The organism is Salinifilum aidingensis (genome assembly GCF_054782015.1).
Genome location: NZ_BAAGTH010000020.1, coordinates 28,523 through 48,660 on the forward strand (window position 1 = coordinate 28,523; position 20,138 = coordinate 48,660).

The following is a 20,138-nucleotide window of genomic DNA, read 5'->3' on the forward strand; positions in this document are numbered from 1 at the left end:
CGCCGGCCGCAGGAGCTCCCCGGGATTGCGCGAAGCGGTGAACCGGTGCTTCACTCCGCGCATGCCGTACCGGCGCACCCCGGCCGTGCAGGCCCGGATGGACGCGCAGCGCGCGGCCGTGCTCGACGCGGCCGTGTCGCTGCTGGCCGAGCGGGGGTACGCGGGCTGCTCGATGGCCGCGGTCGCGGCGCGGGCCGGGATCGCCACGGGCAGCGTGTACCGCCACTTCCCCAGCAAGGCCGAGTTGGCCGCCGAGCTGTTCCGGACCGTGGTCTCCCGCGAGGTGGCAGCGGTGTCGGAGGCGGCGCGGCGGCCGGGTGATCCCGCCGAGCGGATCGTCGCGGTCGTGGAGACGTTCGCGCGCCGGGCGATGAAGTCGCCGCGGCTGGCGTACGCGCTGCTGGCCGAGCCGGTCGATCCGGCCGTGGACGCCGAGCGCCTGGTGTTCCGCCGGGCGTTCCGGGACGTGTTCGCCGAGCACATCGCCGAAGGCGTGGCCCGCGGCGAACTGCCCCGGCAGGATCCGCAGATCACCGCGTCGGCACTGGTCGGCGCCGGCGCCGAGGCGCTGGTCGGCCCGCTGTCCGGGGGCGCCGGCGGCCCGGACGCTGTTCCCGCACTGGTCACCTTCACGCTGCGAGCCCTGGGAGTTCCCGATGCCGACGACGCATGAGGTCGCGAATCAAGCCCCGCCGTTGCAGGACTACGACGTCGCCGCCGATGCGGCGCTGCTGGAGGGGCTGCGGCGCGAGGGCGCCGGGTGGGCCGAGCCCGAGCTGCGCGAACTCGGCGAGCTGGCGGGCAGCGCGCGGGTGCAGGAGTGGGCGCGGCTGGTCGAGCAGAACCCGCCCGCGCTGCACACGCACGACCGGTTCGGCCACCGCGTCGACGAAGTCGAGTTCCACCCGCACTGGCACGACCTCATGTCCGCGGCGGTGTCGCGCGGCGTGCACGCCGCCCCGTGGCAGCAGGGGGGCACGGGTGCGCACGTGGCCAGGGCCGCGAAGATGTACGTCTGGGGCCAGACCGATCCCGGCCACATCTGCCCGATCTCGATGACGTACGCGGCCGTGCCGGCGCTGCGCGCCACGCCCGCGCTGGCCGAGGTGTACGAACCGCTGCTCGCCTCGCCGGTGTACGACTTCGGGCTGCGCGAACCGTCCGGCAAGCGCGGGCTGATCGCCGGGATGTCGATGACGGAGAAGCAGGGCGGCTCCGACGTCCGCGCCAACACGACCGCGGCCGTTCCCGCCGGCGACGGCAGCTACGCGCTCACCGGGCACAAGTGGTTCACGTCGGCGCCGATGTCGGACGTCTTCCTCACGCTGGCCCAGGCGCCGGGCGGGCTCTCGTGCTTCCTGCTCCCGCGCGTGCTCCCGGACGGCGGACGCAACCCGATCCACCTGCAGCGGTTGAAGGACAAGCTCGGCAACCGGTCCAACGCGTCCGCGGAGGTCGAGTACGACCAGGCCCGCGGCTGGCTGGTCGGCGAGGAGGGTCGCGGGGTGGCCACGATCATCCGGATGGTCAACATGACCCGCCTGGACTGCGTCCTCGGCTCCGCCGCGGGCATGCGCCTGGGCGCCGTGCGGGCGGTGCACCACGCCGCGCACCGCCGGGCCTTCGGCGATCGGCTGCTCGACCAGCCGTTGATGGTCAACGTGCTGGCCGATCTCGCGATCGAGTCGGAAGCGGCGACGGTGGCGGCGATGCGCCTGGCCGGCGCCGTCGACCGCGCCACCGCCGGTGACACCGGGGAGGAGCACTTCCGGCGCGTCGGGCTGGCGGTGATGAAGTACTGGGTGTGCAAGCGCGGCCCCGCCCACGCGGCGGAGGCCCTGGAGTGCCTGGGCGGGAACGGCTACGTCGAGGAGTCCGGCATGCCGCGCCTGTACCGGGAGTCGCCCCTGGCGTCGATCTGGGAAGGTTCCGGCAACGTCGCGGCGCTGGACTGCCTGCGCGCCATGGGGAAGCAACCGGACTCCGTGGACGCGTTCTTCGCCGAGGTCGAGCGCGCCGCGGGCGCCGACGCGCGGCTGGACCGGGCGATTTCGCGGCTGCACCGGGAAATCGGCGATCTCGCCGACGCGCAGTACCGGGCTCGGCGCGTCGTGGAGCTGATGGCGCTGGTGCTGCAGGGATCGCTGCTGCACCAGCACGGCGATCCGGCGGTCGCCGACGCGTTCTGCGCGTCCCGCTTGGACGGCGACCGGGGCGCGGCGTTCGGAACTCTTCCGTCCGGTGTGGACAGCAAGGCCGTCCTCGCCCGGGTGGACCCGCACCGCTGACCGGTACCGGCCGCACCCGCGGGAGGGCGGTGCGCGGTAGGAGCTACTCCGCGGTGCCGAGGACGTGCTGCAGGTCCAGTTCGGGGCGCAGCCGCAGCAGCGAGCGCAGCGCGATGTTGTCGGTGAACACGGCCAGGAGCGAGCCGTCCCGGCGCTGGAGGACTTCGCTGTTGCGGGTCTGCAGCTGCGGCCGCTGCTGCGGGTCGCCGAGGAGGCGCACCACGTGGTAGGGCAGCCGTTCCAGTTTGACCGGCGCGCGGAACTCGCCCTCCATCCGCTGGGTGGCCACGTCGAACTGCATCGGGCCGACCGCGGCCAGCACCGGTGCGCCCTGCCCCCGCTCCTCGGAGTGCAGCACCTGCACCACGCCCTCCTGGGCCAGCTGCTCGATACCGCGGCGGAACTGCTTCGAACGGCCGGGGTCGGTCGCGCGGGCCACGGCGAAGTGCTCCGGCGTGAAGCTCGGGATGCCGGGGAACTCCACCGCCGGCTTGCCGCTGTGGAGCGTGTCGCCCACGCCCAGGGCGGAGGCGTTGACCAGGCCGACGACGTCGCCGGGGTAGGCCGTCTCCACGGTGTCGCGCTGCTGCCCGAAGACCTGCTGGGCGTACTTCGTGGCGAACGGTCTGCCGGTGGCCGCGTGCGTGGCGGTCATGCCGCGGCGGAACTCCCCGGAGCACACGCGGGCGAAGGCCACGCGGTCGCGGTGCGCCGGGTCCATGCCGGTCTGCACCTTGAACACGAACGCCGAGAACGGCTCCTCCACGCGCCGGACACCGCCGCGGGCGTCCTCCCGCGGCCCCGGGGCGGGCGCCAGCCGCACCAGCAGGTCCAGCAGCTGCCCCACGCCGAAGTTGCGCACGGCCGAACCGAACAGCACCGGTGTCGCCGAGGCCTCGTGGAACGCGGCGGCGTCCAGATCGCCGCCGTCGGCCGAGAGCAGCTCCGCCTCCTCGACCGCCTGCTGCCACTCCGCGCCGACCTCGACCGCTGCCCGCTCCGGGTCCAACCGGCGCTCCGCAGCGAGGTGGGCACCGGCCGCCTGGCGCTCGTAACCGATGAACTCGCCGCTCTGCCGGTCCAGCACACCGCGGAAGTCCCCGGCGATGCCGACGGGCCAGGTCAGCGGCATCGGCCGCAGCCCGATCTTCGCGCGCAGCTCGTCGCACAGCTCCAGCGCCTCGCGGCCGGGCCGGTCCCACTTGTTGATGAACGTGATCACCGGGATGCCGCGGTGTCGGCACACGTCGAACAGCTTCAGCGTCTGCGGCTCCAGCCCCTTGGCCGCGTCCAGCAGCATCACCGCCGAGTCCACCGCCGCCAGCACGCGGTAGGTGTCCTCGGAGAAGTCGGCGTGGCCGGGGGTGTCCAGCAGGTTGATCACGCTGCCGCCGTAGTCGAACTGCAACGCCGCCGAGGTGATCGAAATCCCCCGGCTGCGCTCCATGTCCAGCCAGTCGGAGACCACACCGCGCCGCCCGGCCTTGCCGTGCACCGCGCCGGCCTCGGAGATCACCCGCGCGTGCAGCGCCAGCGCCTCGGTCAGCGTCGACTTGCCCGCGTCCGGGTGGCTGATCACGGCGAACGTCCGGCGCCGCGCCGCCTCCCGCGCCGGATCGGCCTCCGCCGCGCTCATGAGAACTCCCCTCGCTCCTTCGCCAGCTTTCACGCGTCCGACCGGTGACGTGCGGGTACACCCGACGCGGCGGCACCGGCACCAGCCGGTGCGCTCGCCCCGCTCGGACGATCCGGGTGCCCGCACGAAAATAACACTTACGTTAGAGTAGTTTTCGAAGCAGGCAGCGATCCCGCGTCGGCCTGCCGTTCGATGCTGACGGCATCGCGGGCACCGCACGCCGGGGACGCGATGTCGCGGCACCAAGCGCGGTCGCCGACGACCGCGCTGGACCCCCTCCGCCGACCTCGGAACTGCCGCGTCGGCTTCCCGCGCCGCGAGCGCGGCCGTGATCGTCCGCTGCATCGCTGTGCGACCCCGAACGAGCACCGGCACGCAGACAGGAGAGCAGAGCATGATGACACCGGAGGCGCCCTCCCAGAACGCCGCCAAGGCGCGCGGGCTCCTGCTCGGCGTCGCCGTCGGCGATGCCCTGGGGGCCGCGTTCGAAGGACAGCTCCGCGTCGACGGCGATCACCTCGCCCAGCACGAGCGGGGCACGACGCAACTCCGCTACACCGACGACACCGCGTTGACGCTGGTGCTGGCACGGCACCTCACCGAGCGCCGCGGCCTGCTCCCGGTCGACGAGGACGTGCTGGCCACCGAAATGGCCCGCGAATGCCAGCGGGAGCCCTGGCGCGGCTACGGCCCGGGCGTCCGCGAGACCTTCGAGCGCATCCTCACCGGTGTGCCGTGGCAGGAGGCCGCCGCGGCCAGCTTCGACGGGCAGGGCTCCTACGGCAACGGCGCGGCCATGCGCGTGGCCCCCATCGCCCTGGTCGCCGCCAGCCCCGCGCACGCCGCCGAACTCGCCCGCCGCAGCGCCGGGGTGACCCACGCCCACCCCGAAGGGCAGCACGGCGCCGCGCTGCAGGCGTGCGCGGCGCTGCTGGCGCTGAACAGCGACCTCGGCAAGCCGCTCGACAGGCACACCTTCCTCGCGCACCTCGCCCGCGCGATCGAGCACGCCGACTGGCGGGCGCGGCTGGACACCGTCGGCAGCTTGCTCGACGACGCCGCACCGGCCGCGGCCGCCGAGCACCTCGGCAACGACGCCCGCGCCCGCACGTCGGTGCCCCTGGCCCTGCTGGCGTTCCTGCAGCACCCCGACCACCCGGCCGAGGCGATCCGCTACGCCGTCCTCGCCGGCGGCGACACGGACACGACCGCGGCGATGGCCGCGGCGTTGAGCGCGGGGCGCACCGGCGTGCACGCACTGCCCGCCGAGTGGATCGACCGGTTGGAGGACGCGTCCGAGATCGGCGAGCTCGCCGACGTCCTCGCGGCGCGCATGCCCCCGTCCCAGTGATCCGAACGTTCGGCGACGAACGGGTCGGCCGAGGCCCGCTGCCGCGGTCGGCCCGGGAAGGACCGCGCGCATGGACCCGGCGCCTGCCATCACCGACCTGCTCCTGGGCAGCACGATCCTGGCCTGCGCCGGATTGCTGCTGCGCGTGCCCGCGCTGGACCGCGCCTGGCACCTGACGTTCTGGTTCGCGGGAGCGAGCGCCCTCGCCGGTGCCCTGCACCACGGGCTGTTCCACGCGGAAGCGAGCTGGACCGCCGTCGGCGTCCTCATCGTCATCGCGCTGTCGTACCTGCTCGCGGCCTCGTCCCGGCAGGTCCTCGGCCGGCGGGGCACCAGGATCGTCCTCGGGGTGCGCACCGCGGGGCTGCTCGCGTACGCGGTCGCCATCGCAGCGGGCGAGGCCGACCTCGCGGTGCTGCTCGTGGCCGAGAGCCTGACGATGGCGAGCATCCTCGCGCTGTGGATCCACGCCGCCCACCAACGCCACCCCATGGCGCGGTCCATGATCGTCGCGATCGGCGCCAACGGCCTCGCGGGGATCGTGTTCGCCCTCCCCGACTCCGCGACCGCCGCGTCCGGACTCGACGCCACCTCGTTGTCCCACCTCGCGCAGATCCCGGGCTTCCTCCTCCTGTACCGGGCCGTGGCGCGCGGGGGGCAGGCGGGAAAGCTCCACGAGACCTCGTGACGAACGCCGCACGGCGGCCCCGGCGCACGTCCGGCCGCCTCGCGGGTCGCACGTCCGGGCGCGCCGCGGAGGTGCACGTGATCAGGAAGCCGCCGAGCGGTCGCGCAGCGCCGCAGCGAACTCCTCGGCGATCCGCAGCTGTTCGCGCAGGTTCCGGCACTGCTGCTCGGCCCTGTCCTGGAACTCCTGCAACCGGTGCTGCTGCGCCGGAGCGTTCCCGTCGTCGCTCTCGAGGATCGCCAGCAGTTCGCGCATCTCGTCGAGCTGCAGGCGCAGCGGCTTCATCTGCTTGATCAGTTCCAGCCGGGCGATGTCGGATTCGGAGTACAGCCGGAAACCGCCCTGACTCCGCGCACTGGGCACGACCAGATCCACCTCCTCGTAGTAGCGGATCGTGCGCAGCGACAGGTTCGTGCGCTCAGCCACCTCACCGATCTGCACGTGCTCGCTGGTCATCGCTTCCTTCCTGGCCACCGCTATCGGCACCACCGCTCATCGGCTCCACCGGCCAGCCGGTGCGCCGAACGCCCGCCGCTGCCCGCGTCGACGCCGCTCGCCGAGGCGTGCCGCACACCTCGCAGACCCTACACTGACGTAAAGGTATTGTTCGGGGCGTGGAACACGAGCAGACCTACTCCCCGGTGACCCGACTCGAGATCCTCGACGCCATCGAGGGCGCGTTCACCGCGCCGCCCGTGACCAAGTCCGAGATCCTCACCAGCGCCGAGGACACCGGAGCGCGCCCCGAGCTCGTCGCAGCGCTGCAGGAGCTGCCGGACGAGCCCTACACCGACGTGCGCGACCTGTGGGAGCACCTCCCCCGCATTCCGGTCGACGCGTGAGCCCGCGCCCCGCGCCGAACTGGTCCCGCGAAGCATCCACCCGGAGACGGCATTGACGGACGCGCAGACACGAGACGAAGAGCACGAGCGCCAGCACCTGGCCGAGATGGTGCGCCGGCTCGAAGCGGAGCTGGAGCAGCTGACCGGATACCTCGACGAGTCCGCCCGCTCCGTCGAGGAGCGCAAGCAGCACCTGTGGGAAAACCTGCGCGACATGGATTTCGCCGAGAAGGCCCACTTCCGCCACGAGGTGGACCTGTCCATCCGCTCGGCCGAGCACGCGGACGTGCGGCGCAAGCGCGTCGAGCGGCTCCTGCAGTCCCCCTACTTCGGGCGCGTGGACTTCCGCACGAGCGGTGACGCGGAGGCGCAGGCGCACTACATCGGGGTGCACAACTTCTCCGACTCCGCGACCCAGCAGATCCTGATCCACGACTGGCGGGCTCCGGTCTCCAGCCTCTTCTACGACTTCGAGACGGGTCAGGCGCACTTCGCAACCCCCGAGGGCACCGTCAGCGGCGAGATCACGAGCAAGCGCCAGTACAAGATCCAGGGCGGGCACCTGGAGTACATGTTCGACAGCGCGCTGAACATCAGCGACGACGTCCTGCAGCGGGAGCTGGGCCAGTCCGCCGACGACAGGATGAAGAACATCGTGGCGACCATCCAGCGCGAGCAGAACGCCGTGATCCGCAACGACACGGCGCAGGTGCTGATCCTGCAGGGCGTGGCGGGCTCCGGGAAGACGTCGATCGCCCTGCACCGGGTGGCCTTCCTGCTCTACCGCTTCAAGGACACCCTCTCCTCCGACAACGTCATGATCCTCTCCCCCAACAAGGTCTTCGGCGACTACATCGCCGACGTGCTCCCCGACCTGGGCGAGGACCAGATCGCGGAGACCGATTTCAACAGGATCGCCGACGCGTTCCTCGCGAAGGTCACCGACTACGAGAAGTTCAGCGAGCAGGTGGTCAAGCTGATCGACCGCGTCGACGACGCGGCGGCCGAGCGCATGCGCTACAAGGCCACCCCCGAGTTCGTCACCGAGCTCGACGCGTGGATCACCGCGCGCGCCGACGAGGAGTTCACCCCCGGGGAGATCAAGCAGAAGTACCACCGCCTCTCGGCCGAGTGGGCCGCGGAGACCTTCGCCGAGGCGCGGAACCTCCCGCTCTTCACGCGGCTCGACCACCTGGCCAACCGCGCCGTCCACCTGCTCAAGCAGCAAGTCCGGGACCGGGGGCACAAGTGGACCGCGAGCGACACCTCCGGCGTCCGCCGGCAGGTCCGCGCCATGTTCCCGCACAAGGACGCCTTCGCGCTGTACAAGGCGTTCTACTCCGACCCCGCCCGCCGCGGCATGTTCCGGCCGCTCGGGCGAAAGAAGATCGAGCACGCCGACGTGTTCCCGCTCATCTACACCATGATCAAGACGTCCCGGCCGGAGCACTACGGCCACATCCGCCACCTCCTCGTCGACGAGATGCAGGACTACACGCCCGTGCAGTACGCCGTGCTGCGCGAGCTCTTCTCCTGCACGATGACGATCTTGGGCGACTCCAACCAGTCGGTGAACCCGTTCAGCTCCTCGTCCGCGGCGACGATCCACGACATCTTCCCGGAGGCCGACTGCCTGGAGCTGTGCAAGAGCTACCGCTCCACGACCGAGATCATGGATTTCGTCCAGGGCATCTCCCGCAACGACAAGCTCGTCCCGCTCGAGCGCCACGGGCGGCCGCCCCAGGTCACCGCCTGCGCGGACCAGCGCAGCGAACGGGAGCGGATCCTGGACCTGATCGAGCAGCACAACAACGGCGAGCACCGCTCGCTCGGCATCGTCTGCAAGACCGTCGCGCAGGCGCGGGAGCTCCACCACGCCCTGGCCGCGGCCGGTGTCGAGCTGACCTTCCTCGACTACGACAGCACGGCGTTCGCCGGCGGCATCGTCATCACCTCGGCGCACATCGCCAAGGGGTTGGAGTTCGACGCCGTGATCGTCCCGCAGGTGGACGCGGAGAACTACGCCGACGAGATGGACCGGTGCATGCTCTACATCGCGTGCACCAGGGCCATGCACGAGCTCCACCTGACCCACGCGGGGGAGCTCTCGCGCTTCCTGGAGTTCACCCGGGAACCCGAGGACCGCGTTCGCGCCGACGAGGCGGACTCGGCGGAGAGCGGCGATCGCGCGGCCGCACGAGTGGGGTGACGCCGGCGGGCAGGTCCCGCCGGCGAGCGCGGAACCGACCCGAACCCGCGCTCGTCCCCGCCGGACGGCACCGGTGCGCCGGAAGCGGCGGGGCGAACGGGGCACCTCCAGCACGCCTCGACCCGCGCACGCCCCCGGCCCGCGCGGAGCGCTACCCCGGGCGGTTCCCCGCTCATCCGTCCGCGAGGGCCCCGCCCCGGCGCCGGGAAACGCCGCGGAGGAGTGCGCGCCCTCCGATCCCGACGGCGAACACGACGACCCCGGCGATGATCGAGCTCGCGGGCAGGGAGACGGCGAGCACGAGGCAGCCGAGCAGGCCGAGGACGGTCAGCCACCGGGGGACGTGCCGCTGGTGCGGCGGGAGGGTGAAGGCGGAGGCGTTGGCGATCGCGTAGTAGACGAGCACGCCGAACGAGGAGAAACCGATCGCTCCCCGCAGGTCCAGGGTCAGCACCAGCACGCACACGACCGCACCGAGGAGGAGCTCGGCGCGGTGCGGCACGTGGTGGCGCGGGTGGACCGCGGAGAGCCAGCCGGGCAGGTCGCGGTGGCGGGCCATGGCCAGCGTGGTGCGCCCGATGCCGGTGATCAACGCGAGCAGCGCGCCGAGGCTGGCCACGGCCGCACCCGCGCTGGCCGCCGGCGCCAACCCGGCGAGGTCGCCCGCGCGCACGGCGTCGACCAGCGGTGCGGCGGAGGCGGCCAGCGGCTCCGGGCCCACCGACAGCAGCGCACCGACCCCGAGGACGGCGTAGAGGGCGAGGGCGACGACGAGCGCCAGCGGGATGGCGCGGGGGATGGTGCGCCGGGGATCGCGCACTTCCTCGCCCATCGTCGCGATGCGCGCGTACCCGGCGAAGGCGAAGAACAGCAGGCCCGCGGCCTGCAGCACGCCGAGGACCCCGCCGCCGGTCCACGACTCGAGCGAGCCGAGGTGGGCGGTGTCGACCTGCCCGCCCGCGAAGATGCCGATCGCCACGACGACCAGCGCGGCGAGGGTGAGGGCCAGCAGGATCCGCGCCAGCCGGGCGGTCTTGGTGACGCCGAAGTAGTTGACCGCGGTGAGCGCGATCACGGCTGCTGCGGCGAGCGGTTCGGCGTGCTCGCTGGTCAGGTAGCTGGCGAAGGTCAGAGCCATGGCCGCGCAGGAGGCCGTCTTGCCGATGACGAAGCCCCAGCCGGCGGTGAAGCCCCACCAGTGGCCGAGGCGTTCGCGGCCGTAGACGTAGGTCCCGCCGGACCGGGGGTACTGCGCGGCGAGCGCGGCCGAACTGCTGGCGTTGCAGTAGGCCACGACCCCGGCCACGGCGAGGCCGATGAGCAGCCCCGTGCCGGCCGCCGCGGCCGCCGGTGCGAACGCGGCGAACACTCCGGCACCGATCATGGACGACAGCCCGATGATCACCGCGTCCCCGGTGCCGAGGCGGCGCGCGAGGCCGCTCGGCACTGCTCCGCCGTGGCGGTGGTCGGTATCACTCACTCCGCAACTTCTCCTTCATCCGGGTGGAGGACTTCGCCGGCCATCTCGGCGACCACCGCGCGCAGCTGCTGCAACGCCTCCCGGCCCGCCTCGGTGATGACGTAGACGCGGCGGACGCGCCCCTCGACGAGCCGGGACGCCGAGGCGAGGAAACCGGCGGTTTCCATCCGGTGCAGCAGGGGGTACAGCGTGCCGGGCGAGATCGGGTACCCGTGGTGCGCCAGCTCCTCGGCCATCCACGCCCCGTAGATCTCGTGCTCGGCCGCGTGGTGCAGCACGTGCACCGGCACCGCCCCCCGCAGGAACTCCCGCACCAAATCCATATCCCCGCACGATATCGGCGCCGCCGAGGAGCGGAACGGCGCAGTGCCGTCATCATCGTGCAGCGGTGCGGAACACTTCACTCTCCCATCGAACACCGATATCGTGACACGATGTCGAGCCACGACACAACTGGAGCGAGCAGCGTTGTCCACCAACCCGCCGCTGCACGGCCGGAGCGATGCGCACGGAGGCCGAGGCATGCCTGACGGAGCACCGCGCACCGCAACACCGACCGGCGTCGCGATCCAGCTCGCACGCGTGCACGCGGGGCTCGACGAGGAGCACCGGGCGTGCTCCGACGACCGCAGCCGGGCCCAGACCGAGGGGGCGAGGAACGGCGTCCTGCTGGCACTGCGGCTGCTCGCGTCCGTCCCCGGGGTACCCGACCTCACCGAGGAACACCGCTCCGGCGAAACGCTCACCCACGGCACCTCCGCCGCACCGCCGTTCCCCCGGCAGTGAGCCGAGGGCCCGCGGTCCGGATGCACGCCGCTGGAGGGCAGCGCCGGAGAAGCCCGCGGGGCGTTCCGGCGGGGGAACGGGCCCTGTCGACACATCGACCGGCACCGATGAATCAACACTCGTCGATGCGATGGCCAGCACCGGACCGCCGATCGGTCGCGCAGGTAATGGAACTCACCACTTCAGCCCTGCTCATCTGCTGCGCGCACCACCGGAGGCCTGATTGACCGCCGATCTCGACGAATGATTGCATCGAAGCATGCTGATGCAAGCTGAGACGGCAGTCGCGGGTGGCGCACCGCAGGATCCCGCCACCGACGGGCCGCCGGGCTTCGCCGAGTTGATGGTGAAGCTCTTCGGCGACTCCCTGCGCGCCGAGATCGTGCGCCTGCTCGCCCGCGAGCAGATGTGCACCTGCCACCTGGTCGACGACACCGGGGCGCGGCAGTCGACCATCAGCCACCACCTGCGGATCCTGCGCGAGGCGGGGTTCGTCGCCGCCGAACCGCACGGGCGCTACACCTACTACAGGCTGCGCACCGAGACCCTGAGCGAGATGACCGCAGGCCTCGCGAACCTCACGGCGCAGGCGCACCAGGCCCAAGCGGCCCGCCGTCCGTGCGCTTGATCAGCAGGTGAGCTGCATCGGCACAGGCCGACGTGAACGAATGCTCCAGGGAACGATCTTCAGGCGGCTGACATGTCCGAAACCTCCCACCACGGCGCCGAGGAGTACCGGCTGGCCGCTCCGCACGTAGCCGAGCTCCTCGACCGCGCCACCACCGACCTGCATCCCCGGTTCCGCGGGATCTTCGCCCCGGAAACCATCCGCGCCGTGCTCGATGCGGCCTACGCCGAGCTCAACGACACCGCGCGCGTGCACACCCACCTCGTCACGCTCGCCACGCGCTACGCGCGCGAGCACCTCGCCCTGATCGCCGAGAACCGAGGAGTCCCCGTGTCCGGAACCCCCGAAGTGCTGTTCGTCTGCGTGCACAACGCCGGGCGCTCGCAGATGGCCGCCGCCCTGCTGGCCCACCGCGCCCGGGGCCGGGTCGCCGTCCGCTCCGCGGGCACGGCACCGGCCGACGCGGTCAACCCCGCCGTCGTCGCGGTCATGGACGAGCTCGGCATCGACGTCTCGCAGGAGGTCCCCGAGAAGCTGACCACCGGCGCGGTGGAGGCCTCCGACGTCGTCATCACCATGGGCTGCGGTGACGCCTGCCCCGTCTTCCCCGGCAGGCGCTACCTCGACTGGGAGCTCGACGACCCGGCCGGCAAGACCGCCGAGCAGATCCGCCCCATCCGCGACGACATCGACAGCCGCGTCCGCGACCTGCTCGCCGAACTGACCGGGGAGCTCGCGCAGTGACCGGCTGTCCCGCGGCCATCGACACCGGAGGGCGATGGGTGAGGCGAACTCGGTTCCGTCGACTACCATGACTCCATGAGTGGCCACCGAGTTCCCGGCGGGGTGGTGCACGAGCTGCCCGCGGACCTGCACGAGGCGCTGATCGCCAACACCACGGCGCTCGATGCCTGGCAGGACATCACGCCCCTGGCCCGCAACGAGTTCATCTGCTGGGTCGAGGACGCCAAGCAGGAGACGACCCGGCAACGCCGCATTCGCCGGACCCAGGAGGAGTTGGCAGAAGGCCAGCGCCGGCCCTGCTGCTGGCCGGGGTGCGAGCACCGCGAGCGCACCGGCGGGTAACGGCCGGCGCACCACCGTCCCCGCCACAGCCCGCAGGAGGGGCGGTGGCGGTGGTGCGTGCGCCGCTGCTCGACGCCGAGCAGCGGCCGATCAGCTGGCGATGGTGCAACCCCGGCCAGCAGCCGGTCGCAGCCCTGGCCCCGACGCCGAGCCGGCAGCTCAGCGACATCAGACGTACGCGCAGCTCGCGTACACGGGTTCGCTCGGGACGGGGGAATGCCCGTGCTCCGGCGCGGTGCAGCCGGTGCGCACGAACTTCCCCTCGAATTCGAGGTAGGTCTCCCAGTACTGGGGTGCTGCGGCGTAGTTGGGTTCGTACGTGCTCCGGCGCAGCACCACGTCGGCGCGCCCGTTGCCGTCGAGGGAGGCCAGCGCAGCCCCCGGCGCTGCACCGACGATGTCGTCAGTGGTCTCGATGCCGCCGTCAGCGGTGAGGAAGACCGACTTCGCACCGCTGCTGTGCGCGCCGGTGGTGTAGGTGATCGCGCACCGCTGCGCGTCGCCTTCCCACCCGCACGAGCCCTGCTCCACGCGCTCGTCGTCGAACCTCGCGGTGTCGCGCAGCTCCCCGCCGACGTAGTAGGCCAGCACGCTGTACCGCGAGGACTCGGACGGAGCGGCGCGCCACCCTTCGACGTGCGCCCCGTATCCCACCTGGTGGCTGAAGACCTGCTCGCACCCCGTTTCACATCCCGGGGGTGCTCCGGCCGACCCGGCCTGCGTCTCCGCCGCCGCGGGGGCGGCGAGACCGACCGGTGGTGCCGCGAGCGCCACCGCGGCCAGGGTTCCGATGGAAAACCTCGAGCGCCGTGCAGACATTGCCAACCTCCCTGCAGGTGTGTGATTCCCCGCGGGGGACGTCCCCGCCCACCCCGGGGTTGCTCCAGGAACCTGCGCGGAGGCGAAGTCGTCGAGGCGGAACCTGCTCGGCGGCGGTCGGGAGGTCGAGGAGCGGCACCTGCGCCGCGGCGCGGCAGCAGCGGGGGCGGGCCCTGAACGCTCGGATCGCGCTGGATTTTCGCTGGGGTTTTCACTGTCCCGGGCGGGGAGGACCGGCCACCGGCGTTCTCGCGCACACCGGTGGCCGGTCCTCGCGTCACGGCGGAGTCAGGTCAGCTCACCGTCGGAACGATCCGACGCGCCGATCGCCGTGGCCTCCTCGTGGTGTCCCGTCGCGGAGGCCGCGCGGCGCAACGTCCCTTCGCGCTGCCCGTCCTCGGGCGCCGACCACGGCACCTCCCCGTTCGGGTGGGAGTTCTGCTCCTCCTCGTGGGAGGAGTGCTCCTCGGCTCCGGGTCCGTGTTCCTTCGAGAGGGTTTTGTAGAAGGAGACGCAGACGACGACCAGGATGATCGCGAACGGTGTCCCGGTGAGCACCGAGGCCTGCTGGAGCGCGCCGAGACCGCCGGAGAGCAGCAGGACTCCCGAGACACCGACCAGCAGGAGTCCCCACAGGAGTCGGATCCAGGTCTGGGGGTTCGGCGAGCCGCCGGTGGACAGCTCGCTCAGCACGACGGTGCCGGAGTCCGCGCTGGCGACGAAGAACATCCACAGCAGCACCAGCGTGATGATCGAGAGGAGAACGGGCAGCGGGTACTCCTGGATGAAGACGAACATCCCGGCCGCCGGGCTCTGCTGCACGGTCTGGGCGATGTCGGAGGCCTGCCCGCCACGGGCCAGCTGCAGCGCCGCACCGCCGAACACGGCGATCCAGATCGTGCTGAGCACGCTCGGGACGAGGACGGTGGCCCCGACGAACTCGCGGATGCTGCGTCCGCGGGAGATCCGGGCCATGAACAGCCCCACGTACGGCGCCCAGGCGATCCACCAGGACCAGTAGAAGACGGTCCAGCTCCCCATCCACTCCGCGTGCGGGTCGAACGCGTCCAACCGGAAGCTCATCGGGAGGATGTTGGTCAGGTAGTTGCCGATGCCCTCGGTGAAGACGTTGAGCTGCGTGACGGTCGGTCCGACGACGAAGTAGAACACGAGCAGCAGCGGAGCGACGAGCATGCTGATGCTCGCGAGCCACTTGATGCCGTGCTCGATCCGCGTCGAGGCCGAGATCATGAACGCCGCAGCGGTGACCCCCATGACCGCGAGCTGCGCGAACGCGCCCGTGGGAACCCCGAACGTTTCACCGAGCCCCGCTGTGAGCTGCAGCCCGGCCTGCCCCAGGGCCACGGCGATGCCGAACACCACCGCCAGCACGGCCAAGGTGTCGATCACCTTGCCCGCGGGACCGTCGACGCGGTCGCCGATCAGCGGGCGGAAAATGGCGCTGAGCAGCCCTTTCTCACCCTTGCGGTGGCTGAAGTAGGCCACGGCCAAGCCGGCGGTGGCATAGATGGCCCAGGGGTGCAGCGCCCAGTGGAAGAAGGTGTACTGAATCGCCACCCCGGCGGCCCCGTCCGACCCGGGCGGGGCGAGGCCGAAGGGAACGTTCACGTAGTGCGACAGCGGTTCGGCCAGACCCCAGAAGATGATGGCGGGCCCCATCCCCGCCTGGAACATCATGGCGAACCACGCCGGACGGCTGAACTCCGGCTTGTCCTGCGGCTTCCCGAGCTTGACCCGCCCGTACCTGCTCACCCCCAGGTAGACGACGAACACCAGAAGGACGTTCGCCGCGAGCAGGAAGAACCAGCTCAGATTCGCCACCACTCCGTTGAACAGCCGGGTAGTGACGGCCTCGAAGTTCCTCGGTGCCGCCACACCCCACAGGACGACCAACGCCGTCACCGCCACGGAGACGGGTAAGACCGCTCTGCTCGTCGTCTGCCTCGTCTTTGGAATTTGCATGGAAACCACGATCTTCTCGGATTGGAGACGTGCGGGATCGGCGAACACCGCTGATGGCACGGGGCGCGGCGCCCGATGCGCGCAGCAGAATCGTCGTTGGCCCGCTGCGAATTCCGCGCTCCCGGGCGGAAAAGTGGACGACTTCAGGGGTCAATCCACTCCGGACTAGCCGCAATGCGATTCGACTGCGGTCCTCATCGACTCGTTCGAAGAATCAACGCCAGCTGTTTCCGGGGACACGTGCGCGTCGTCGCGCACTCCGCCCGCCAGGGTCGACCTCGCTGGGCGGTGTTCGATGCTGCACGCCGCAGGAACGGTGCTGAAATCCGGTTCAGCACGAGGGGCGGGCAGGGGAGTTCGCCGGTGAGCTCCCCGCCTTCGGGATGAGTTCTCGGTGCACGGCACCTCCGCGGGGCCTCGTCGACGTGCCTTTCGAACTCGGCGCGGTCTCCGGCCAAGCCCAGTGGACCGCCCCGGAGACGAAAGGGGTCCGACGAGCGCCGGAAGGGACATCCGGCCGCGCGGACTCGATTCTGGTGCGACCTCCCTCGTCGAAGTGGTTGCTCCTGACTTGGAGGGAGAAGCTAGCACAGCCCATGTACATCTGTACATGCCTGATCTTGCGCTGCGGCATCGCGCACGCCCCGCGGAAAGCCGAACCGACCGAACCCGCCAGTTCCCGACATGCGCGCTTCGCACCGCTCGCGAGGCCCGCTCGTCGTGACGTCCGACACAGTTGGCACCCGCCGCCCCGGCTCGCTCGCGACCGCCCGCCTCGGCGTGGTACCTGCCGAGCCGGCAGCAGTCGGCCCACCGCTGATCCGGCCGGGTAGGGCGACTCCTATTCCGAGTGCGCCGAGTTGCCGGTGCGGGCCGTGTGGCTCCGCCGCACCCGCCCGGCGCAGGTGCGCAGGGCGAGTGCGAGCCCCCGACCGACGAGGGCGCCGACGTCAGCACCCACCAGTCCGGGCACCGCGCAGCTGACCCCGTCCGGGCAGGACCAGCTCCCACCACCGCTCCCGGGACTCCGGTCGGACAACGCGTGCGTGGCCCGCAACAGCGCCACGGTGACCAGCGCGCCCGCCACCCCGGCAGGCACCGCCAGCACGGCCGCGATCAGGTACCGCCTCCCCAGCTCGCCCGATCCCCACGCACGTCGTTCGACAGGCATGGCACCACTCCATCACTCGCCAGAGGTCATGTGGAGCGTTCCGCCGCGCAGCAGGGCCCTGTCCGTCCCTCGTGGCCTGCCTCGCCCGACGGCGTGGCCCGCCCCTCCGAGCGGGCCACCAGTCGCGCGTAGTGGGTTCCCGCGGCGAGCAGGACGAGCCCTGCGCCGAGGAACGCGGTCACGCGGGCCATGCCGTCCAGGGCGGCCAGGTCGAACAGCACCAGTTTCGCCACTGCTGCGGCGACCAGCACCAGGCCGATCACCCGCGGGGCGGGCACGCTGATCCCGCGCACGAACAGTCCCAACGCGACCAGCGTCCAGGAGACCGTGATCACCACGTGTCCCAGCAGGAAGCCGGAGCGGTCCGGCAGGACCAGCAGTGCCCCGCACAGCAGGATCCCGGAGGCGCCGTAGAGCGCCGCACCGCCGATGAGCAACCACAGCGGTGAGCGGGGCGACAGGGCGCGGTCCGCACCGATCCGCCACGCTCCCCACGGCAGCGCGACTGCGGCGGCCAGGAGCAGCGCCGCGACCAACGCACCGCCGGCCAGAGCTCCGGGCTCGCGGGGAGCGAACTGCAGCAGCAGCGCCGGCGGCAGGTCCCCCGCGAGTCCCAGGATCGTGCCGAGCACCGCGAATCCGAGCGAGCCGGCCAGTGCGATGCGGTTGTGCGCCCACACGGCCACCAGCACCAGCACCAGCGCCTCCCCGAGCAGCACCGCAGCGCGAGCAGTTCCCTCGAGCGGGATGACCGTGGCCTGCAGTGCAGCGACGAGTCCGGCGGCACCCGCCAGGTCCCCCGCCCGTCCGGGCTGCCAGCGCTCGGTCGCCCACACGCCGATCAGCGTGGCCGCCACCGCAGCCGACACCGGCACGGCCTGCTCCTCCGGAAGTGCCCACGCCGCGACCAGGGGCGGCACCGCGGCGCTGGCGAGCAGCGCGAGCGCACCTGCCTCGTCGGGACGGCGCCGCAGCGTGAGCAGGGACAGGACGGTGGTCACGACCCAGACGGCCAGCGCGGCCGCCGTGTTCGCCCCGCTCCCGGGTTCGCCCGTCCACGCCGTGGCCCCGAGCGAGGCCAGCAGCGGTGGCACGCCGGCGACCAGGGCGACCGCCGGCCAGCTCCGGCGCAGCTGCACCGGTGCCGCCGCCAGCTCGAGCAGCAGCAGGAAGGCCACCAGGTCCGGCGAGAACCCGCGAACGGCGAAGGGCGCGAGCACGACGCAGCCCACGAGCACGCCGATGGCCAGCAGCGCCGAGCGCCAGCGCTCGGCGAGCAGCAGCCCGCCGACCGCGACGAGCAGGCCGACCGCGAGACCACCGACGGGTGGCAGGTACGCGTACAGCGCCGTCGTCGCGAGCACGTCCAGGTAGAGCGTCGCAACGCCGGTGGCGGTCAGCGCGAGCGCTCCGGTTCGGCCGGCGGGATTGCGGTGCAGCCACATCCCGGTCGCGAGCAGCCCGAGACCGAGGCCGGCGCCGAGCAGTACCCGGGGCAGCGGACCGAGCCAGCCGCGTTGGATCGCGAGCACGAGCAGCAGCACGACGCCGAGCAGCGTGACCGCACCGCCGACCCAGGCGAGCAGCCGGCTTCCCGCCCCTTCCCGCCGCAGGGCCTCGGTGAAGGAGGCACGCCGCCGGGGAGCGGTCGACTGCGGAGGCGGTGGGTGCTGCGGAGGCAGGGGCGGGTGTTGCGCGGCCATCGGCCATCCGGTCTGCGACCACTGCGGTGCGACCGGCCCTGCCCGGGACCCGCCCTGCGGAGGCGTCGGGACGCCGCGCGCTGAGCCGTCAGGGTCGGGGACGTCGGGATCGGGGACGTCGGGATCGGAGGCATCGGGCGCTGAGACGTCAGATGCTGGGACAGCGGGATCGGGGGCATCGTGCACGGGCACCGGCTCGGTGCCCAGGCTTCGCAGCTCGGCGCTGACTCGTGCGAGGCGGCGCCCCAGCTCGTCGACCTCTCCGGCGAGCCTGGCAGCCGCTGTTGCGTCCGGCATACGACCAGGATCGTGCTCGAGCACCGGGCGCACACCAGTAGAACTACTCAGACATCGGTGAGTGGTGCCGCCGAGCGCGAACCGCGAGAACGTGGCGCACAATGTCAGATTCGCAACGCACCGCATGCAGCGCTAGAGTGGCCAACTCGCCCGGAAGGGCTTTGCAACCACCGTCGACGGAGACCGCTCACAGCATGCGCAACACGTACACCGCCCTCCTCGGCCTGTTCACCCTCCTCTTCCTCCTCCCAGTGCTGTCCCTCCTCGGCAGAGCCGCACTCACCGGATTCGGGAAAATCGAAGAAAACACCTACGCCGAAACGCTCGCGAATCCTGTGACGCTGCTCGGCGGTCTCCTCGGGGCCCTCTGGATCGTCCTGAAACTCACCACCAGCGGCCACGAATCCCCGGGGAGGAACAACCACGGGACGTGAACCCCGCCTGCGCGGAACCTCTCGCCGACCGGTGCACAGCACTGGACCCCGACCGAGTACGCCGGAACGCATCACTCCGGCCGCGGGCTGCCGTGCTCGGGCCGCGGGCTGTGGTCCCGCGCGATCGGCACCTGCACGGTGACTTCCCCGGCCTCGGCGAACCGGAAGGTCACCGGGATGGTCACGCCGGGGCCGATCTCCTCGGTGAGACCGTTGACGGTGATCGTGACCTCGCGCTGGTCGGGCCGCGGCTGCGGCTCGACGTAACCGGAGTTCTCGGCGCTCGGGGCCGGCGCGCCGTAGGCGTGCAGGGCGGCGTCGCCGGGCAGCTCGGTCGCACCGCTGACCTCGACCGAGGCCGCGTACGAACTGGAGGCCCCGACGAGGTGGTCAGCGGTCTCCCCCGAATTGATGATCATGCCCTGCACCGGGGCGGAGGATCCCTCCGGGTAGACCTCGCCGGTCCGCGGGAAGGTGAACTGGACGTTGCGCATCGCGATGTCGCCCTTGTCCTTCGAGCCGCCGTTGATGGCCGCGACCTGGGTCTCCGTCGCCGCGTTCTGACCGGCGCTGCACCCTCCGAAGGCGACGGCGGCGCCGAGTCCGAGTGCGACCGGAACCAGTCGCAGGCGTGCGGTCGTGCGGTGCTGCGGGCGGATCACGGTTGCAGCGCCTCCCTGATGGCGGACGACTCCGGAACGAGTGCCGATGCGCCCCCATGCTGGCATCTCGCCCGG

General features: G+C 71.8%; 20 protein-coding genes and 1 pseudogene. 12 read left to right on the forward strand and 9 right to left on the reverse strand.

The features are described 5' to 3' along the window. Window positions 1-61 precede the first annotated feature (61 nt). Together ACYVJE_RS21520 and ACYVJE_RS21525 are read left to right on the forward strand one after the other, a co-directional pair. Complete coding sequence (locus tag ACYVJE_RS21520) at window positions 62-673, forward strand: TetR family transcriptional regulator (protein WP_461145938.1); 612 nt, start codon at window positions 62-64, stop codon at window positions 671-673. Continuing rightward, window positions 657-2,288: an acyl-CoA dehydrogenase family protein gene (locus ACYVJE_RS21525; protein ID WP_461145881.1), complete on the forward strand. Its 1,632-nt coding sequence runs from the start codon at window positions 657-659 to the stop codon at window positions 2,286-2,288. Before ACYVJE_RS21520 ends, ACYVJE_RS21525 begins: the two co-directional genes overlap by 17 nt. 43 nt (window positions 2,289-2,331) lie before the next feature. Here ACYVJE_RS21525 and ACYVJE_RS21530 read toward each other — a convergent pair whose 3' ends face one another. Then, complete coding sequence (locus ACYVJE_RS21530; RefSeq protein WP_461145882.1) at window positions 2,332-3,924, reverse strand: peptide chain release factor 3; 1,593 nt, start codon at window positions 3,922-3,924, stop codon at window positions 2,332-2,334. A 394-nt stretch (window positions 3,925-4,318) separates the two neighbouring features. Between ACYVJE_RS21530 and ACYVJE_RS21535 the strand changes: the two genes are divergently transcribed. Together ACYVJE_RS21535 and ACYVJE_RS21540 are read left to right on the forward strand one after the other, a co-directional pair. Then, window positions 4,319-5,275, forward strand: a complete 957-nt coding sequence (locus tag ACYVJE_RS21535) for an ADP-ribosylglycohydrolase family protein (protein WP_461145883.1) — start codon at window positions 4,319-4,321, stop codon at window positions 5,273-5,275. 70 nt (window positions 5,276-5,345) lie between these two features. Further along, window positions 5,346-5,963 carry a DUF6962 family protein gene (locus ACYVJE_RS21540; protein WP_461145884.1) on the forward strand — a complete coding sequence of 206 codons (618 nt, stop codon included), beginning with the start codon at window positions 5,346-5,348 and terminating at the stop codon, window positions 5,961-5,963. A gap of 81 nt (window positions 5,964-6,044) precedes the next feature. Here the strand turns inward: ACYVJE_RS21540 and ACYVJE_RS21545 are convergent, their stop codons facing one another. After that, complete coding sequence (locus tag ACYVJE_RS21545; RefSeq protein WP_461145885.1) at window positions 6,045-6,419, reverse strand: MerR family transcriptional regulator; 375 nt, start codon at window positions 6,417-6,419, stop codon at window positions 6,045-6,047. 158 nt (window positions 6,420-6,577) lie between these two features. On the opposite strand from ACYVJE_RS21545, the gene ACYVJE_RS21550 reads away from it, so the two are divergent. After that, window positions 6,578-6,805 carry a DUF2795 domain-containing protein gene (locus tag ACYVJE_RS21550; protein WP_461145886.1) on the forward strand — a complete coding sequence of 76 codons (228 nt, stop codon included), beginning with the start codon at window positions 6,578-6,580 and terminating at the stop codon, window positions 6,803-6,805. 52 nt (window positions 6,806-6,857) lie between these two features. Further along, a complete protein-coding gene (locus tag ACYVJE_RS21555; protein WP_461145887.1) occupies window positions 6,858-9,014 on the forward strand; it encodes a HelD family protein in 2,157 nt (718 codons plus the stop codon). Between the two features lie 172 nt (window positions 9,015-9,186). On the opposite strand, the gene ACYVJE_RS21560 is transcribed toward ACYVJE_RS21555, so the two are convergent. Then, window positions 9,187-10,398: an APC family permease gene (locus ACYVJE_RS21560; protein ID WP_461145939.1), complete on the reverse strand. Its 1,212-nt coding sequence runs from the start codon at window positions 10,396-10,398 to the stop codon at window positions 9,187-9,189. A 92-nt stretch (window positions 10,399-10,490) separates the two neighbouring features. After that, the gene (locus ACYVJE_RS21565) at window positions 10,491-10,817 is read right to left on the reverse strand and encodes a PadR family transcriptional regulator (RefSeq protein WP_461145888.1); all 327 of its coding nucleotides are present in this window, start codon (window positions 10,815-10,817) and stop codon (window positions 10,491-10,493) included. Between the two features lie 199 nt (window positions 10,818-11,016). Between ACYVJE_RS21565 and ACYVJE_RS21570 the strand changes: the two genes are divergently transcribed. The 5 genes and pseudogenes from ACYVJE_RS21570 to ACYVJE_RS21590 all read left to right on the forward strand — a co-directional run bounded on the left by ACYVJE_RS21570 (window position 11,017) and on the right by ACYVJE_RS21590 (window position 12,994). Next, complete coding sequence (locus ACYVJE_RS21570) at window positions 11,017-11,280, forward strand: hypothetical protein (protein WP_461145889.1); 264 nt, start codon at window positions 11,017-11,019, stop codon at window positions 11,278-11,280. 259 nt (window positions 11,281-11,539) lie between these two features. Next, window positions 11,540-11,908: an ArsR/SmtB family transcription factor gene (locus ACYVJE_RS21575; RefSeq protein WP_461145890.1), complete on the forward strand. Its 369-nt coding sequence runs from the start codon at window positions 11,540-11,542 to the stop codon at window positions 11,906-11,908. Window positions 11,909-11,980: 72 nt separating this feature from the next. Further along, window positions 11,981-12,205 (forward strand): annotated as a pseudogene (locus ACYVJE_RS21580) (three-helix bundle dimerization domain-containing protein); the annotation flags it as partial. Window positions 12,206-12,238: 33 nt separating this feature from the next. Continuing rightward, window positions 12,239-12,652, forward strand: coding sequence for an arsenate reductase ArsC (locus ACYVJE_RS21585; RefSeq protein ID WP_459160019.1), 414 nt, complete (start codon window positions 12,239-12,241; stop codon window positions 12,650-12,652). 75 nt (window positions 12,653-12,727) lie between these two features. Next, the gene (locus tag ACYVJE_RS21590; protein WP_461145891.1) at window positions 12,728-12,994 is read left to right on the forward strand and encodes a YdeI/OmpD-associated family protein; all 267 of its coding nucleotides are present in this window, start codon (window positions 12,728-12,730) and stop codon (window positions 12,992-12,994) included. Window positions 12,995-13,162: 168 nt separating this feature from the next. Here the strand turns inward: ACYVJE_RS21590 and ACYVJE_RS21595 are convergent, their stop codons facing one another. From ACYVJE_RS21595 to ACYVJE_RS21610, 4 genes are all read right to left on the reverse strand, one after another. Next, on the reverse strand, window positions 13,163-13,813 hold the full coding sequence (locus tag ACYVJE_RS21595; protein ID WP_461145892.1) for a hypothetical protein: 651 nt from the start codon (window positions 13,811-13,813) through the stop codon (window positions 13,163-13,165). A gap of 288 nt (window positions 13,814-14,101) precedes the next feature. After that, a complete protein-coding gene (locus tag ACYVJE_RS21600) occupies window positions 14,102-15,709 on the reverse strand; it encodes a BCCT family transporter (RefSeq protein ID WP_461145893.1) in 1,608 nt (535 codons plus the stop codon). Window positions 15,710-16,637: 928 nt separating this feature from the next. Next, on the reverse strand, window positions 16,638-16,967 hold the full coding sequence (locus tag ACYVJE_RS21605) for a hypothetical protein (protein WP_461145894.1): 330 nt from the start codon (window positions 16,965-16,967) through the stop codon (window positions 16,638-16,640). 26 nt (window positions 16,968-16,993) lie between these two features. Then, window positions 16,994-18,670, reverse strand: a complete 1,677-nt coding sequence (locus ACYVJE_RS21610; protein WP_461145895.1) for a DUF2339 domain-containing protein — start codon at window positions 18,668-18,670, stop codon at window positions 16,994-16,996. A 491-nt stretch (window positions 18,671-19,161) separates the two neighbouring features. On the opposite strand from ACYVJE_RS21610, the gene ACYVJE_RS21615 reads away from it, so the two are divergent. Next, window positions 19,162-19,401: a hypothetical protein gene (locus ACYVJE_RS21615; protein ID WP_459156248.1), complete on the forward strand. Its 240-nt coding sequence runs from the start codon at window positions 19,162-19,164 to the stop codon at window positions 19,399-19,401. A gap of 71 nt (window positions 19,402-19,472) precedes the next feature. Here ACYVJE_RS21615 and ACYVJE_RS21620 read toward each other — a convergent pair whose 3' ends face one another. Then, entirely contained in the window at window positions 19,473-20,063 is a 591-nt protein-coding gene (locus tag ACYVJE_RS21620) for a copper chaperone PCu(A)C (RefSeq protein WP_461145896.1), read from the reverse strand. Window positions 20,064-20,138: the final 75 nt, after the last annotated feature.